Annotated in this window: 14 protein-coding genes; 4 read left to right on the forward strand and 10 right to left on the reverse strand. The window is 68.6% G+C overall.

Translation table 11 applies throughout. The features are described 5' to 3' along the window. On the forward strand, positions 1 to 764 hold a 764-nt coding region (locus tag VGH85_14615), incomplete at its 5' end, for an FAD-dependent monooxygenase (protein HEY2175036.1). Between the two features lie 17 nt (positions 765 to 781). Here VGH85_14615 and VGH85_14620 read toward each other — a convergent pair. The 7 genes from VGH85_14620 to VGH85_14650 all read right to left on the reverse strand — a co-directional run bounded on the left by VGH85_14620 (position 782) and on the right by VGH85_14650 (position 9,480). Next, positions 782 to 1,810, reverse strand: coding sequence for an aldo/keto reductase (locus tag VGH85_14620; GenBank protein HEY2175037.1), 1,029 nt, complete (start codon positions 1,808 to 1,810; stop codon positions 782 to 784). Continuing rightward, on the reverse strand, positions 1,807 to 2,646 hold the full coding sequence (locus tag VGH85_14625; protein HEY2175038.1) for an ATP-binding cassette domain-containing protein: 840 nt from the start codon (positions 2,644 to 2,646) through the stop codon (positions 1,807 to 1,809). Before VGH85_14625 ends, VGH85_14620 begins: the two co-directional genes overlap by 4 nt. After that, positions 2,643 to 3,620: an ABC transporter permease gene (locus VGH85_14630; GenBank protein ID HEY2175039.1), complete on the reverse strand. Its 978-nt coding sequence runs from the start codon at positions 3,618 to 3,620 to the stop codon at positions 2,643 to 2,645. Before VGH85_14630 ends, VGH85_14625 begins: the two co-directional genes overlap by 4 nt. A gap of 135 nt (positions 3,621 to 3,755) precedes the next feature. Then, complete coding sequence (locus tag VGH85_14635; protein ID HEY2175040.1) at positions 3,756 to 4,670, reverse strand: substrate-binding domain-containing protein; 915 nt, start codon at positions 4,668 to 4,670, stop codon at positions 3,756 to 3,758. A 502-nt stretch (positions 4,671 to 5,172) separates the two neighbouring features. Further along, positions 5,173 to 6,180 carry an electron transfer flavoprotein subunit alpha/FixB family protein gene (locus tag VGH85_14640; GenBank protein HEY2175041.1) on the reverse strand — a complete coding sequence of 336 codons (1,008 nt, stop codon included), beginning with the start codon at positions 6,178 to 6,180 and terminating at the stop codon, positions 5,173 to 5,175. Then, a complete protein-coding gene (locus VGH85_14645) occupies positions 6,177 to 6,950 on the reverse strand; it encodes a hypothetical protein (GenBank protein ID HEY2175042.1) in 774 nt (257 codons plus the stop codon). The genes VGH85_14640 and VGH85_14645 overlap by 4 nt, the downstream gene beginning before the upstream one ends. Before the next feature lie 13 nt (positions 6,951 to 6,963). Beyond that, entirely contained in the window at positions 6,964 to 9,480 is a 2,517-nt protein-coding gene (locus VGH85_14650) for an FAD-dependent oxidoreductase (GenBank protein HEY2175043.1), read from the reverse strand. Positions 9,481 to 9,601: 121 nt separating this feature from the next. On the opposite strand from VGH85_14650, the gene VGH85_14655 reads away from it, so the two are divergent. From VGH85_14655 to VGH85_14665, 3 genes are read left to right on the forward strand one after another with little or no spacing between them, the layout of a single operon-like run. Then, the gene (locus VGH85_14655) at positions 9,602 to 10,369 is read left to right on the forward strand and encodes an IclR family transcriptional regulator (GenBank protein ID HEY2175044.1); all 768 of its coding nucleotides are present in this window, start codon (positions 9,602 to 9,604) and stop codon (positions 10,367 to 10,369) included. 49 nt (positions 10,370 to 10,418) lie between these two features. Further along, a complete protein-coding gene (locus tag VGH85_14660; GenBank protein HEY2175045.1) occupies positions 10,419 to 11,735 on the forward strand; it encodes a glycine cleavage T C-terminal barrel domain-containing protein in 1,317 nt (438 codons plus the stop codon). Continuing rightward, positions 11,732 to 12,586, forward strand: a complete 855-nt coding sequence (locus tag VGH85_14665) for a methylenetetrahydrofolate reductase (protein ID HEY2175046.1) — start codon at positions 11,732 to 11,734, stop codon at positions 12,584 to 12,586. The genes VGH85_14660 and VGH85_14665 overlap by 4 nt, the downstream gene beginning before the upstream one ends. Before the next feature lie 57 nt (positions 12,587 to 12,643). Here the strand turns inward: VGH85_14665 and VGH85_14670 are convergent, their stop codons facing one another. The 3 genes from VGH85_14670 to VGH85_14680 form a co-directional block, all read right to left on the reverse strand. Further along, positions 12,644 to 13,627 (reverse strand): ABC transporter substrate-binding protein, encoded by a 984-nt coding sequence (locus VGH85_14670; GenBank protein HEY2175047.1) that lies wholly within the window; start codon positions 13,625 to 13,627, stop codon positions 12,644 to 12,646. A gap of 63 nt (positions 13,628 to 13,690) precedes the next feature. Next, a complete protein-coding gene (locus tag VGH85_14675; protein HEY2175048.1) occupies positions 13,691 to 15,673 on the reverse strand; it encodes an ABC transporter permease subunit in 1,983 nt (660 codons plus the stop codon). After that, positions 15,673 to 16,105: glycine/betaine ABC transporter ATP-binding protein (locus VGH85_14680; protein HEY2175049.1), on the reverse strand; the 433-nt coding region annotated here is incomplete at its 5' end. The genes VGH85_14675 and VGH85_14680, both read right to left, overlap by 1 nt.

The following is a 16,105-nucleotide window of genomic DNA, read 5'->3' on the forward strand; positions in this document are numbered from 1 at the left end:
TGCGCGCCGCCCCGACCCGTTGGACCGACAACACCCGCCAGGCCGCGACCTACTGGTCGGGGCGGGTGCTGCTGGCCGGCGACGCCGCGCACGTGCACCCGCCGTTCGGCGGCCAGGGGCTCAACCTCGGGGTCGGCGACGCGATGAACCTCGGGTGGAAGCTCGGTGCCGTGGTCGCCGGGTGGGCTCCCGTCGGACTGCTCGACACCTATGACGCCGAGCGTCGCCCCCTCAGCGCCTGGGTGCTGGACTGGGCGCGGGCCCAGACCGGGGTGCTGCGCGGGGACGCCAAGTCGGCCGCGCTGCGGGGGATCGTGGCCGATCTGCTGAGCACTAGGGACGGCACGACCTACGCGGTCAAGAAGATCTCCGGAGTCGACCAGCGCATCGACCTGCCCGGCGACCATCCGCTGGTCGGCCGCTACGTCCCCGACCTGTGGCTGACGGGCGGTTCCCGGCTGGTCGACCATGGTCACGGCGGCGGGTTCCTGCTGCTCGACCGCACGCCGGACGCCGCGTTCGCCCGCCTCGCCTCGGCCTGGGCCTGGCGGGTGAGCACCGTGACCGACGACCATGCTGGTCATCCGCTGCCGACCGGCGTGTTGGTACGCCCGGACGGCGTGGTCGCCTGGGCCACCGACACCAGCACCGACATCAGCACCGATGCCAGCGCCGACACCACCGACATCGCCGGCCTCGAATCCGCCCTGCACCGATGGACCGGCGCGCCGTCGCCCTCACCCGAGCACGAGCCGGTGGGCTGAACCTCGGGCCCTGGGCGTCAGCTCGCCTTCGGCGGTCTCGTCGGCCCGGCGCCGACGCCGAGATCGACGAGCGCAACCTCGATCTCGTCGAGGTCGTCGTCGGTCAGGGCGAAGTCGGCGGCGCCGATCCAGCCGTCCACCTGGTCGGGCGAGCGCGGGCCGACGATCGCGCCGGTCACACCCGGCCAGCTGAGCACCCACGCGACGGCGACAGCCGCGACCGTGGCGTCGTGGCGCGCGGCGATGGGGCGCAGGCGGTCGCGCAGTGCCAGGTTCGCCTGCAGCGCCGGCGGCGCGAAATGCGTGAAGTCGATGTGCCAGCGCCGCCAGTCCCGGCTGTCCATCAGCGCCAGTCGCTCGGCGGAGAAGGTGTCGGTCAGGAGGCCGGCCTGCAGCGGGCTGTAGCAGATGAGCCCGGTGCCGTTCTCGGCACACCAGGGCGCGAGCTCGGCCCCCGCGCGCCGGTCGATCAGCGAGAACGGCGGCTGCAGCGAGTCGACGTGGTGGATCTTCTCGCAGCGCTCGAGCAGGTCCACGTCGAAGTTGGACACAGCGCCGGCCCTGACCTTGCCCTGCTCGATCAGCCGGCCCATCTCCGCCCAGGAGTCCTCGACCGGCACGCCGGTGCCGTCCGGCCAGTGGAACTGGTAGAGGTCGATCCGCTCGACGCCAAGGCGCCGGAGCGAGGCGTCGCACTCCTGGCGGATCGAGTCCGGGCGCAGGCAGCGCACCGGGTCACCGAACACGTCCGAGTCGGACCAGCGCAGGCCGCACTTGGTGAACAGGTACGGCCGCTCCTCTTCGGGCACGCCCGCGATCGCGCGCCCGACCATCTCCTCGGCATGCCCGCGGCCGTAGACCGCCGCGGTGTCGATCCAGTTGACGCCGAGCGCCACCGCGTGGCGCAGCGCGCGCACCGACGTGGCGTCGTCCTGCGCGCCCCAGTTGTACTTCCACTCGGCGCCCCCGATCGCCCAGCTCCCGGCGCCGACGACGCTGATGTCGTACCCCGTCCGGCCGAGCTGTCGTGTGGCGAGCGGTGTCATTCGGGTCCTCCTCGGGTTGTAGGGACCTGGGACTCGGGCATGAACCTGGACAGCTCGCGCCGGTGGCTCTGCACCATCAGCTCGATGAGCTCCTCCATGGAGATCTCGCTCAGGTCCTTGTCCAGGGTCACCCGGCCCTGCTGGATCACGTTGATCCGGTCGCAGATGTCGAACAGGTGCGCGTAGTTGTGGTCGATGACGATCACCGAGATGTCCGTGTTCCGGCACAGGCCTTTGATCACGTGGATGATCAGGGCCGTCTCCTTGGCCCCCATGGCCGCGAGTGGCTCGTCGAGCAGCAGGATCTTGATGTCCTGCTGCTGGATCGCCCGGGCGACGGCGATGGCCTGGCGCTGACCGCCGGACAGCTTGGCGACCGGTACGTCGATGGACGGGATGTCGATCGCCATCTCGTCCAGGCAGCGGCGCGCGGCGGCGCGCATCGAGGAGTTCTTGAGGAACCTGAACCAGCCGCCCCCGGTGTGCTCCCGGTTCAGGAAGAGGTTGTGGAAGACGCTCAGCTCGTCCACGAGCGCGAGATCCTGGAACACCGTCTCGATGCCGTGCGCGCGGGCGTCCTGCACCGAGCGCAGTCGTATCTCCTCCCCGTCCAGGTAGATCCGTCCGCTGTCCGGCTTGTGGAAGCCGGTCAGGATCTTGACGAGGGTGGACTTGCCCGCGCCGTTGTCGCCGACGAGACCGAGGATCTCGCCCCGGCGCAGATGCAGGTCGATGCCCCGCAGTGCGGTGACGGGGCCGAAGCTCATCGAGATGTCCTCGATCCGTAGGACGTCCTCGACGTCGCCTCGCCCTTCCGTCGCGGCCTCCGACGTCATCGGGGCACCGATTCCTTCCGTCGGTTGAACGGGGAACCGAGCATTCGGGCGAAGGACCCCTGCCCCGCTCCTCTGATGGTCGCCCGCTCGATCTGAACGTTGAGGAACATGGCGACCAGGATGGCGACCCCGAGGATCAGGTCATAGGCGAAGGAGTTGACCCCGATGACGTGGAAACCGTCCTCCAAGATGCCCAGCACGACCGCGCCGATGGAGGCGCCGATCATGGTGCCGCGGCCCCCGGTGAGAGCCGTGCCGCCGATCACCGCCGCGGCCACGCCGTAGAACATGAAGGTCAGCCCAGGTGTGGACGGGTCGATGCTGCCGATGTGGTAGCCGTCGAGGATGCCGATGAGGCCGCCGATGAAGGCGCACAGCACGAAGCACCAGATCTTGACGAAGTCGACCTTGATGCCGGACTCCCTGGCCGACTGCGCGTTGCCGCCGACGGCGACGACGTGCAGGCCGAAGGAGGTCCGGCGCAGCATGATGTAGAGGATCACCATGGTGGCGATCGCCCAGTAGGCCTCGGCCCACGTCCCGCCGCCCAGTACGAGCGCGAGCGTCCCCTCGCCGACGGGGTTTGCCGGTGCCCCGTTGGAGCCGATGAGGATGGCACCCTCGAGAGCGAAGGTCATTCCAAGCGTCGTGATGAACGATGGAATGTGGAGTTTGACGGTAATGAGGCCGTTGACCCATCCCACCGCGGCACATATCACCATCGAGAGGACGATCCCGAACGGGACGGGGATGCCCGCGTTGTTGAGGTGCTCGACGATAAACGGCGAGAGCACATAGACCTCGCCCACCGAAAGGTCGATCTCGCCCAAGATGAGGATCGGTACCTCGGCGAGGGCGAAGAAGGCGATCGGAGCGATGAAGCTGGCCAGTGCGGCCGCATTGTCTCCCGTGAAGAAGTTCGGGGACTCGATCGTGAAGAAGAGAATCAGCGCGAGGGCGACGACCGAGATCACCAGCTCCTGCAGGTGCAGCTCGCTGAACCGTCGAAAAGCCGATACGGACTCCCGACGCGTCTCTGGGGCGCGTGTAGCTTGGGACTCAGAATAAGAGGAGATTTCTGCACCGCCTCGCACCGGGCTCATACCTGTCTAGCGGGTTCCCGCGGACACCTGAATGGTCTTCGGCGGGGTGAGCACCACCGGCGTGGTACTGGACCCCTCCCAGCTGTCCTTGTGGTTGACGTAGTCGCCGACATTCTTGTTGTCGACGTACTTGAAGCCGGTGTTGATATTCACCGGTGTAATGAGGCCGCCGGTGATGTTGTAGAGGAACAGCTGGTAGATGGTCATCGCGCCCTGCAGGTAGGCCTGCTGGTCGACCGTGAACGCCAACTGCCCCTGGGCGATCAGGTCCAGCACGGGAACGCCGACGTCAAAGGCCGCGCCACCGACACCCTTCGCTGCCAGGCCCAGCTTCTTGATCGCCGTCGCGACGGCGACCCCGTTGCTGCCGCCGCTCGAGAACATGAACTTGACGTTCTGGTGCCCCTGGTACCAGGCCTGGATGGAGGCGAGTGCTGGCCCTTCGGTGGCGCCGACGGCGACCTGGATGAAGTCGATGCCAGCCTGATTGAACACGCTTGCGGCGCCGTCCATGCGCGGCTGCTCATTGAGCGAGCCCGGGACACTGATCATGCCACCGACCAGGTCGCCTTTCTTCACGTGGCTGAGGATGCGCGTGGCCACGGCCACACCAGCCTGGTAAAGGTCCTGACCGATGTAGGACATGGCGTTGTTGCCCTTGCCTACCGGAGCCTCGGCGTTGTACGCAACGACCGGGATTCCCCGGCCGAGCGCCCTATTGGTCACGTCGTTGAAGGCGGTCGGGTCGACGATGCAGCAGCCGATACCGTCGACCTTGTTGTTGACCGCGACCGAAAATGCGTTGACCATCTCGGGGACGATGTCTTTCTCGGAGCCGGTCCAGTTATAGGAGCACCCCAACAATGCGCACATGTCGTCCGCTCCGGCCCGGACGGGCACGAAGAACGGGTCAGCTGTCACATGGCAGACCAAGGTGAACTTGTAGGAGGGATGTTTGGGCCACGGGTCGTGAGTGTCGTTTTGCGAGGTCGTCGCGGTGGTGCTTGCACAACCTGCGAGAGCTCCTATAACCGACACAGCTGCCGCCGTGGAGCCGGCATTGCGCAACAAGCGGCGCCTTGACAATTCGTGAATTTTCGAGCTTACGTCAGATCGACCGTATCCCGCCATATCCGCTGACTCCGTTGTCCGCTATTCTGGAATTACCATCATCCTCATGGCATGAAATAGTGACTGACCGAATACCGTCAACGTGATACCCGCGGGCGCCCTCTCCGGCACCCATTCATGATCCGCGGCCTCGGCCTTACTCCGGGAACGTCACGTTAGCCCTCTAGTGAGAGGCTGTCAACATGTCATCGTCCTGTCATGACAGGAATCCAGGAATCAGTACTGATGGGGTCAGACTCGTTCCCGCGTAAAGAGGGATGCGCTCCGCCGACGGCCACCAGGTCGTCTACGGTCACCGTTGATCGCGGCGGCGCCGGATCTCCTCGTTGATCGCGGGCACGACCTCGTGCATGTCACCGATCACGGCATAGGTGGCTCTGGTCATCATCGGCGCGTCGGCGTCGGTGTTGATCGCCAGGATCGTCTTGGAGCTCGCGCAGCCCGCCCAGTGCTGGATGGCGCCGCTGATCCCGCACGGGATGTAGAGCTCGGGCGAGATCCGGCTGCCGGTCTGGCCGACCTGCTCGTGGTGCGGACGCCAGCCGAGGCTGGTGACCACCCGGGAGACGCCGAGCGAGCCATCGAGCAGGCCCGCCAGCTCGACGACACCGTCGAAGCCGTCCGTTCCGCCGGCCCCACGCCCGGCACCGACCACGACCCTGGCAGAGCGGAGGCTCCCGGACCTGTCCGGCTCCCCAGGTTCCGTCGACACCACGCGGGCCACCAGATCGGCCTCGGTCACCTCCGGGGAGAACTCGCGCAGGGTCGCCGTCGTGGGGCTCGCGGCCGGGGTGCTCTCGACGGCGTGGCCGGCCACGCTGAACACTGCCGGTCGGTCGTCGAGCCGCATCTCCTCGAGCACGGCTCCGCCGACCACCTGCCGGGACACTACGAATGGCTGGGATATCGCCAACGGCGTCGGGCAGCCGACGACGTTCGCGGCCATCGCCACACCGAGCCGGGCTGCGAGGTGGGCCAACACCTCGTTGCCCCTCGGGCTGCCGGTCGCGGTCACCGCGACCGAGTCGGTGACCTGGTGCACCGCCTGGAGAGCGGCCGCCCAGACCGCGCCGCCATAGGCCGAGAACGCCTCGCCGGTGGCGTGGTGCACCTCGCTCACGCCATAGGCGCCGAGCGCCTCGACGGTGCCCTCCGGCAGCTCGCCCACCACGACGGCGCGGACCGGACCGCCGCCCCCGTCACCGGTCTCGCGGGTAGCGAGGTCGCGCGCGAACGTGACCGTCTCCAGCGATGCCTCGGTGGCGCCCGACCCATCGGTCTCGACCAACACCAGGATCATCGGAGCACCCCCAGGCTCCGGAGCAGGTCGACGACGGCGGGCGCTGCCGCCGTCCCCTCGCCGAGCACCTCGACGAGGCTCGGCTGCGCGGGCGGCAGCGTGAGCCGCACCCGCCCGGAGCCCACTGGCTCCCGCCGGGGTTCAACCACCTCGACCGCGACCTTCTTGGCCTTCATCCGCCCGGTGATCGTCGGGTACCGCGGCTCGACACCGCCCTCCAGCACGGTGGCCACCGCCGGCAGCGGGACCCGGTAGGTCTCGACACCGCCGTCGGCGCCGGCACCCCGCGCTGTCGCGACCCCGTCGGTGACCTCGACCGTGTTGATGCCGTTGACCACCGGGCGGCCGAGCTCGTAGGCCAGCCGGATCCCCACCTGGAAGTCACCGGTGTCGGCGGCGTCGTTGCCGAGCAGGATCAGGTCGTAGGTGCGACCGGCGGCCTCGTGGGCGGCGACCACCGCGGCGATCTCCCTGGCCACGTCGGCGGCGCCGAACCCGACCGGGTCCGTTTCCACCAGGACGGCGGCCGTACAGCCGACGCCGAGCGCCGAGCGCAGCTGCTCGACCGCCTCGGCCGGGCCGAGGGTCAGCACGGTCGCCGCGCCCCCGCCGGCCGCGGCGATCTTCACAGCCAGCTCGACCGCGCAGCTCTCGTGCGCGCTGACGGTGAAGCCGACGAACCGCGCGTCGACCCCCTGGGCGTCGGCGGTCAGCAGAACCTCCCCGGAGAAGTCGGGCACCCGCTTGACGCAGACCAGCACGTTTGTCACCGATCCGCGCCCTTCAGCCCTTGATCCGGTCGTTGGCCGGGTCGAACAGCGGCGTGGCGTCGATGGAACCGACCGTCACCGGGTAGAGCTCCTCCATGTAGGACACCGCGAGCTGGTTGCCGACGCTCGCCTGGTCCGGCGGCAGGTACGCCAGGAGCACGTGCGCGCCGAGCGACGGTGCCGACCCGGCCGAGGTGACGTAGGGGTGGTGGCCGTGGCCGTCGGTCAGCACGGCGCCGTCGCGGGTCAGGATCGGCTCCCCGCCGAGCATGTAGCGCCGCACGCCGCTGGCCGAGGTGTGGTTGTCGACGGTCATCGTGCACAGCACCGACTTCGGGGCGGCCTCGCGCTGCGCCAGGTAGGCCTCCCGGCCGACGAACTCGGCCGCCTTGACCTTCGGGCGCTGCATGCCGGCCTCGACGATCGACCGCTCGGCGTCGAGCTCGAACCCGAAGGCGCGGTAGCCCTTCTCCAGCCGGCCGGTGGTGCCGTACACCCCGATCCCGACGGGGACGGCGCCGTGCGGGCGGCCGGAGTCGTGGAGCAGCTGCCACAGCCGGGCCCCCTGCTCCATCGGGACGTAGAGCTCCCAGCCCAGCTCGCCGACGTAGGAGATCCGCGACGCGAGCACCGCGATGCTGTCGACCTCGATGCCGCGGCAGGTCAGGAACCCGAAGCCGTCGTGGCTGATGTCGTTGTCGGTGATTGCGCCGAGGATGTCGCGCGCGCGGGGGCCCCACAGGCCGATGGTGGTGTAGGCCGAGGTCAGGTCGACGAGCTGGGCACTCCCGTCGGCGGGCAGGTGGTCGGAGAACCACTTCAGGTCGGCCATGCCGTGGGCGCCGCCGGTGACCACGCGATAGCGGTCGTGCGCCAGCCGCATCACCGTGAGGTCGGACCGGAAGCCACCCTTGGCGTCGAGTACCGGGGTGTAGATCACCCGCCCGTCGGCGACATCGGACTGGGCGACGACGATGCCCTGCACCGCGCCCGCCGCCCCCGGGCCGACGACGTCGAAGATCACGAAAGCGGACAGGTCGACGATGCCGGCGCGCTCGCGCATCGCCAGGTGCTCGGCGTTGATGATCGGCGACCACCAGCGGGCGTCCCACTCGTGCTCGCGCGGCAGTACCGCGTCCCCGTACTCGGCGAGCAGGCCCTCGTTGCCGGCGTACCACATCGGGCGTTCCCAGCCCGCGGTCTCGAAGAAGACCGCGCCCGCCGCCCGCTCGGCGGCGTGCATCGGCGCGAGCCGCTTGTCTCGCTCGCCGGCCCACTGCTCGGAGGGGTGCACGATGCCGTAGGTCTTGTTGAAGGCCTCGGCGGTGCGCGAGCGCACGTGGCCTCGGGTGCGCTGGTGGGGGTAGAAGCGCGCGATGTCGGTGTGGTGGATGTCGATCTCGGAGTGGCCGTCGGTCATCCACTCCGCCACGGCCCGCCCGACGCCGGGACCTTCCTTGATCCACACCGCGGCGGCCGACCACAGGCCGCGGACCTCGGGGGTCTCGCCCAGGATCGGCGCGCCGTCGGGGGTGAGCGAGAGCAGGCCGTTGATGGCGTAGCGGATCTCGGCGCCCTCGGCACCGAGTGCTTCGGGCATCAGCTCCAGCGCCTGCTCCAGCTGCGGGTCGAAGTCGTCCTCGGTGAACGGCATCTCGGTGGGCGAGAGCTTCGCCTGCTCGATCGACGGGATGTCGGCCGGGTCGTGCAGGATCGCGCGGTGGGCGTAGGAGCCGACCTCCATGTCGGCGCCGTGCTGGCGCTCGTAACAGAAGGTGTCCATGTCCCGGACGATCGGGAAGGAGATCTCGCCCTCGCGCTCGGCGAGCTGCGGCACCGGGCCCACCGAGATCATCTGGTGCACCGCGGGCGTCAGGGGGATCGCGGCGCCCGCCATCGCCGCGAGCTTCGGGCTCCAGACTCCGCAGGCGATCACGACGGTGTCGGCCTCGATGTCCCCGCCGCTGGTGCGGACCCGCCGGATGCGCCCCTGTTCGACGTCGAGGCCGGTGACCTCGACGGTCGGCACGACGGTGAGCGCACCGAGCTCAATGGCCTTCTCGCGCATGATCGTGCCGGCGCGCAGCGAGTCGACAACGCCGACCGACGGCGTCCAGAAGGCGCCCAGGATCTTGTCCTTGTCGAGGAAGGGCACCTTCTCGACGACGTGCTCGGGGCTGACCAGCTCGGCCTCGATCCCCCACGCCCGCGCCGACGACATCCGCCGGCGCAGCTCCTCCATCCGCTCCTCGGTGCGGGCGACCTCGTAGCCCCCGGACTCGGTGAAGACGCCCATCTCCTTGTACTGCCGCACCGAGTCCAGCGTCAGATCGGTGAGCTCGCGGGAGTGGTCGACCGGGAAGATGAAGTTCGAGGCGTGGCCGGTGGAGCCGCCCGGGTTGGGCATCGCCCCCTTGTCGATCTGGACGATGTCGCGCCAGCCGAGGCGGGCGAGGTGGTACACGAGGCTGTTGCCGACGATGCCGGCACCGATCACCACTACGCGTGCGGTGGGCGGAACGCTGGCCATGATCTTCCCTCCTGGAGCTCCCCTCGGGGGGACCTTGACGGGCGCCATTCCCGGCTGCACTCTAACGGTGCTTTCCGAAACACTGGTTCCACAATATGGAACTCTTTTGGGACGGATGTCGATGACGACACAGGTGGGCAGTCAGGCCGTCGACCGCGCGGCCGCGTTGCTCACGCTCGTTGTGGAGTCCGGCGCCCCACGGACCTTCACCTCGCTCGTCGACGAGCTGGGCCTGGCCAAGTCGACGACGTCCCGGCTCCTGCAGGCGCTGGAGCGCAGCCGCCTCGTCCAGCGCGACCAGGCCGGGGCATTCCGGCCGGGCGCGCTGTTCTCGCTCTACGCCGCCCGCCCCAGCGCGGTGCACGACCTCGCCGAGCTCGCCCGCCCGACGCTGGAGCGCCTGGGCGAGCTGACCGAGGAGACGGTCAACCTCGCGGTCCCGCGGGGCAGCGAGCTCGTCGAGATCGCGCAGGTGGACAGCCGCTACGTGCTGGGCGCGACCAACTGGGTGGGTGTGGACGTACCGGCCCACTGCACGGCGCTGGGCAAGGTGCTCTACGCCTTCGGCTCGCTCCCGCTGCCGAAGGGCAACCTCGAGCGCCGTACCCCGCACTCCCCGGTCGACCGGGCACAGCTCGACCACGCGCTGGTCGAGATACGCCGCCGCGGCTGGGCCGCATCGCTCGACGAGCTGGAACTGGGGTTGGCCGCGGTCGCCGCTCCGGTCCGCGGTGTCGACGGGGCGGTCGTGGCCGCGATCTCCGTGTCCGGGCCCACCACCCGCATCAACGACCGCGGCATCACCGCGCTCGGCGAGGTCCTCCTCACCGAGCTTCGCGGCCTCTCGACCCAGCTCGGCAACCGCGCCGCGGGCGGAGGCCTGGCATGAGGTGGTCGTCGCGCCGGGCAACCCGTTCCACCGATGAAGGAGGCAGGGCATGGGCCAGCACGTACACCCGAACTACCCGACGGTCGACCAGTCAGACCGGTCGGTCCCGATCAACCTCCGCCAATCCGGCCCGACACCGGTCGAGTTCCTGATCTCCACCCGCATCCGCAAGTCGCCGTACTGGCACCTGTCGGTCGAGGCTGGTTGCTGGCGGGCCGAGGTCTACAACCGCGTCTACCACCCCCGCGGCTACGTACGGAAGGAAGACGGCGGGGCGATGGTCGAGTACGACTCGCTGGTCAACCACGTCACCATGTGGGACGTGGCCGTGGAGCGGCAGATCCGGGTCCAGGGCCCGGACGCGGAGGCGTTCGTCGACTTCGTGATCACCCGCGACGCCACCAAGATCCCGCCGATGCGCGCCCGCTACGTGATCCTGTGCAACGACAAGGGCGGCATCCTCAACGACCCGGTGCTGCTGCGCCTGTCCGACGACGAGTTCTGGTTCAGCCTGTCCGACAGCGACCTGATGCTGTGGCTGCAGGGCGTCAACGTGGGCAAGCGCTTCGACGTCAGCATCGGGGAGATCGACGTCTGCCCGGTGCAGATCCAGGGACCCAAGTCGATCGACCTGATGACCGACCTGATCGGCCCTGATGCCGCCACGATTCCGTCCTACGGCCTGTGGTCGGGCACGGTCGCCGGCTGCGAGGTGATCGTGTCCCAGACCGGGTTCACCGGCGAGAAGGGGTACGAGATCTACCTGCGGGACGCGACGCTGCACGCGGAGACGCTGTGGAACGCGGTACTGGACGCGGGCAAGCGGCACGAGCTGGCGGTCATCGCGCCCGCGCACCACCGCCGGGTCGCGGCGGGCATCTTGTCCTGGGGCCAGGACATGGACGCCGAGACGCTGCCGTTCCAGACCAATCTCGCCTACCAGGTGCCCCGCACCAAGGCGGGCGACTACATCGGGAAGGGCGCCCTGGAATCGGCCCGCGCCGCCATGGAGGCGGGATCGCCGCCGTGGACGCACCGGTTGGTCGGCCTGGTTCTCGGGGGCAAGCCCATCGACGAATACGCACCCGACTTCTGGCTGGTCACCGGGGCCACCGACGACAAGCCGATCGGCTACGTGACCTCGCCGTGGTACTCCCCCGAGCTGGAGACCAACATCGCCATGGCGTTCGTGCCGAACGCGCTGTCCGAGCTCGGCACCGCGCTGCGGGTCCGGCTGCCCGATACCTACGCGGCGAAGCCGGGCGAGCCGGTCGACGCCGAGGTGGTGGACATGCCATTCCGGGAGTCGGTCAACCCGAACACCCGCGAGCGGCTCAAGCAGCGGGGTCTGGACGCCGCCGTGTGACCGTCGACCGTAGGCGATCCGGTGCCACCCTGGTCGGCCTGCTCCGCCACGCACGCTACGAGGTGATCCCCACCGCGGGCGTGGCGGAGAACGTTCTCGCGCACGTGCCCGTAGAGCTCACTGTGACCGTCACGGCGTCGCCGGCGAAGGGCCTCGAGGCCACACTTGAGCTCACCGAGCTGCTGCGGGCCGCCGGCTACCGGGTCGTACCGCACCTGTCCGCGCGGCTGGTCCGGGACGGGGCGCACCTGCGCGAGATCGTGGACCGGCTGCGCGCCGTCGGAGTCGACGACGTGTTCGTGCCGGCCGGGGACGCCGACCCGCCGGCCGGCCGGTTCGACGCCGCGTTGCCGCTGCTCGTCGAGCTGGCCCGCCTCGGCGAGCCGTTCCCGAGTGTCGGCATCCCGGGGTACCCGGAGAGCCACCCGAGGATCGACGACGACGTCACTGTCCAGGCGATGTGGGACAAGCGGGGGTACGCCACCTACATCGTGAGCAACCTGTGTTTCGACGCTCGGGTGTTGGCGACCTGGGTCGCGCGGGTCCGGCGCCGCCAGGTCACTCTCCCCATCCATCTCGGGGTGGCCGGCCCGGTCGAGTCGACCAAGTTGCTCGCCATAGCCACCAAGATCGGCGTCGGGGAGTCGACCCGGTTCCTTCGCACGCACCCGTTGTGGTTGACCAACCTCATCCGGCCCGGCGGCTACTCTCCCGTGCGCCTGCTGCACCGGGTGAGCACTCTGCTCACAGCACCCGACTCGGGGGTCGCCGGACTGCACGTCTACACGTTCAACCAGCTGGCCGAGACCGAGCGGTGGCGACAGCGGATGCTGCAGGGACAGTCCCGTTGACCGCCAGCGGCTGTTCCACACCGCGCTCCAGGCACGAGATCGCCGGCTCTCCCGCGGTCAGGGCGCGGGCAGCCAGGCGTTGACCTTGTCCGGGTTTGCATCCACCCACTTCTTCGCCGCGGCATCCGGGGGCATCTTGTCTTCGGCGATCGACCGGGCGACCTGGTTCTGATCCTCGTTCGTCCACCTGAAGTTCTTGATCAGCTTGTACGCGGGCCCGTTCGCGTCGGCGAACCTCTTGCTCACGACCTTGTTCAGGTCATACGGCGGGTAGTCGCAGGCGACCTTCTCGGGGTTCGCGTCACAGCCCTCGGTGTAGGGCGGCAGGTGCACCTGAACCAGCTTGAGCTCGGAGAACAACCACTGTGGCGTGTAGAAGTAGGCGATCAGCGGGGTCTTCTTCTCCTCGGCCTGCTTGAACGCCTGGATCAGCGCCGTCTCACTGCCGCCTTGGACCACCTTGAAGTTCAGGTTCAGGTTCTTGACCAGCGCCTCGTCATTCGTCACGTAGGACGGATCGCCGTCGAGGAGCTGTCCTTTGTCACCGGACTCCGAGGTCTTGAACATCGGGGCGTACTTGTTCAGGTTGTGCCAGTCGGTGATGTCGGGATACTGCTGGGCCATCCACGGTGGCACGAACCAACCGATGACCCCCTTGACACCCGTTGAGCCGGCGTCCACCCCGGTCTTCTGGTCCTCTATGTACTTCTTCGTCAGGTCGGGGTGGCCCCAGTTCTCCAGCACCGCGTCCACCTCGCCGGTGCCGAAACCCTGCCAGGAGACCTCCTCCTTGAGGTCCTTCTTGGTGACCTTGCAGTTGACTTTGTTCTGCAGCACGTAGCCGACCACAGCCGCGTTCGCCTCGTAGCCCACCCATGGGTTGACCGCGATGTTGACGTTCCCGCAACTGCCGCCGGACGAGGTGGCTCCGCCGGTGTCCCCGACCTTGGCGCCGCCGCATCCGGCCAGCGCCAACGCGGCGGCTGCCGCTATGCATGTCCACCGGACAACTGAACAGGTGCCGATCATTCTGGGTGCCACTGTGCGAACCCTCCGTGTCCTGTTCACGACGCGCTGGTCACAAGGCCGCGTCGGATACCAAACTCAACGATGATGGATCGCCTGACCCGACCGGGTCGCCGCCGCTTGGGTGATCCGGTCGAGCATGATCCCCAGCAGGACGATGGCAAGCCCGGCCGCAAGCCCCTTGCCATACAGCTCGCCCTGCGAGAAGCCGGCCACCACGTCATAGCCGAGCGCGCCCGCGCCGACCAGGCCACCGACCACAACCATGGACAGCACGTAGATCAGGCCCTGGTTGGTCGCCAAGGTCAGCGCCTCACGAGCCATCGGCAACTGGACCTTAGTGATCGTCTGCCAGGTGCTCGACCCCGCCGCGATGGACGCCTCGACGGTCGTGGCCGACACCCCACGAACTCCATCAACAATGATCTTGATGACCACCGGGGCGGCGAACACGATCGCCGCGGCGATCGCGGTGAACCTGGTCGCCGCGAACAACGCCAGGAAAGGCACCAGGTAGACGAACGACGGCATGGTCTGCGCTGCGTCGAGCAGCGGTCGGATGACCCGGTCGGCGCGCCGGTTGCGGCCCATCCACACGCCGAACACAACGCCGAGGGCCATGACGATCACCGTGGCCACCAGCACCATGGCTAGGGTGGTCATCGCGTCCTGCCACACACCGGAGGCGACCAGCAGCGCCACGCAGATCGCCGAGATCGCCGCCGCGCGCATGTTGCCGATCACCACCGTAAGCGCCACGATCACGGCGCCCACCAGCCACCACGGCGAGGTCACCAGCAGCGCCTGCAGGGGTTCGATCAGCACTGCCGTGATCACGTCCTTGATCACACCGGTGATCGTTGAGAGCGCCGTCTGCACCCACAGCGTGGCCGCCGTGGTGCCCTTCGCTATCGCGCTGCCCAGACCGCCGTCGCCGGGGAACTCCGCGGCCCACACGTATGTGCGGGACAGCCAGATCGCCACCAAAGTCGCCACGCCACCGCTGACCAGCAAGGTAGTTCGCAGCCATGGCCAGCGCGCCGGCCCGTGCCGGCGGACGGCCTCCGCGCGGACGCTGGCGGCGGTGGTCACCCGGTCGAGCACGATCGCCAGCACTACGATCGCCAGGCCCGCGTTGAACGCGGTTCCGACGTCGAGTGTCTGCAACGCCTTCACCACCGTCTTGCCCAGTCCGGGCGCGTCGATGAGCGCCGCGATGGTGACCATGGACAGCGCTGCCATGATCGTCTGGTTGATACCGAGGACGATCGTGCGCTTGGCGGACGGCAGCAGGATCTTGGTCAGGGTCTGACCCGTCGTCGAACCCAGCGACTCTCCGGCCTCGCGGGTGTCGTGCGGGACCGACCGGATGCCGTGCGCTGTCAGCCGCACCGCGGGCGGAGCGGCGTAGATCAGTGTCGCAATGGTCGCCGACGCCGGACCGATGAGGAAGAACAGCGTCAGCGGTGCCAGGTAGACGAACGTCGGCATGGTCTGCATGAAGTCCAGCACCGGTGTGATGATCCGGTTGACCCGGTCGGACAGCCCGGCCCAGATACCCAGGGGGATGCTGAACAGCAGTGCGATGATCACCGCCGACAGGGTGAGCGCGAGAGTGTCCATGCTCTCCTGCCACAGCCCCTGCAGGCCGACCACGATCAGGCCGCCCGCGGTGAGCAACGCGACTCGCCAGTTAGCCACCGCAAAGGAGATCCAGGCAAACAGCGCGACCGCGCCGAGCCAGCCGATCAGCGGTATCGGGCCGCCGAACGCGGGCTGCGCGATGATCGCCTGGATGACGGCGGTGAACTCGCCGACCACCAGGCGGATCACATTGAAGAAGTAGAGAAAGATCGGATTGCTGTCGCGGCTCGCGCCGATCGCGTCGTTGAGCTGGTTGAGCGAGCGGTGCAGGTCGGTCAATTGCGCGGCGCCCAGCGGCAGCGTGTTGATCCCACGCAGGATCAGCCACAGCACCAGCCACCCGACCAGGACCGCGGCGACGACCATCCCTCGGGCAGGTCGGATCAGCACGGCGCGCAGCGGCGCCACGGTTGCCATCAGGCTCCGCTTTCCGAGCCCGCCACGACGGCCAGGATCTCCTCATCGCCGACCACGCCGAGCAGGTTGCCGTTCGACACCACCTTGACCGGCTTGTCCGCGGCAAGGACGGCTCGGGTGGCTTCGCGCACCACCACATCCGGCGATAGCTCGGGCCCGTCGAGCGGATCCTCGGGCCGGGGCGGACGCATGATCCACTTGAGGGTAAGCACGTTGGCCCTCGGTACATCGCGAACGAAGTCGCGGACGTAGTCGTCGGCCGGAGCGCCGACCAGCTCGTCGCCCGTACCGATCTGCACCATCCGCCCATCGCGCATGATCAGGATCCGGTCGCCGAGCTTGAGCGCCTCCGACAGATCGTGGGTGATGAACACCATCGTCTTACCGACCTCATGGTGCAGTCGGATGACCTCGGTCTGCATGTCACGGCGG

The organism is Mycobacteriales bacterium, from assembly GCA_036497565.1.
In the GTDB taxonomy this organism is placed as follows: domain Bacteria; phylum Actinomycetota; class Actinomycetes; order Mycobacteriales; family QHCD01; genus DASXJE01.

Excerpts from the sequence above, each read along its gene's own strand:
- VGH85_14620 (HEY2175037.1), bottom strand. The coding sequence starts at position 1,810 with ATGACACCGCTCGCCACACGACAGCTCGGCCGGACGGGGTACGACATC.
- VGH85_14625 (HEY2175038.1), bottom strand. The coding sequence starts at position 2,646 with ATGACGTCGGAGGCCGCGACGGAAGGGCGAGGCGACGTCGAGGACGTC.
- VGH85_14640 (HEY2175041.1), bottom strand. The coding sequence starts at position 6,180 with ATGATCCTGGTGTTGGTCGAGACCGATGGGTCGGGCGCCACCGAGGCA.
- VGH85_14650 (HEY2175043.1), bottom strand. The coding sequence starts at position 9,480 with ATGGCCAGCGTTCCGCCCACCGCACGCGTAGTGGTGATCGGTGCCGGC.
- VGH85_14655 (HEY2175044.1), top strand. The coding sequence starts at position 9,602 with ATGACGACACAGGTGGGCAGTCAGGCCGTCGACCGCGCGGCCGCGTTG.
- VGH85_14660 (HEY2175045.1), top strand. The coding sequence starts at position 10,419 with ATGGGCCAGCACGTACACCCGAACTACCCGACGGTCGACCAGTCAGAC.
- VGH85_14675 (HEY2175048.1), bottom strand. The coding sequence starts at position 15,673 with ATGGCAACCGTGGCGCCGCTGCGCGCCGTGCTGATCCGACCTGCCCGA.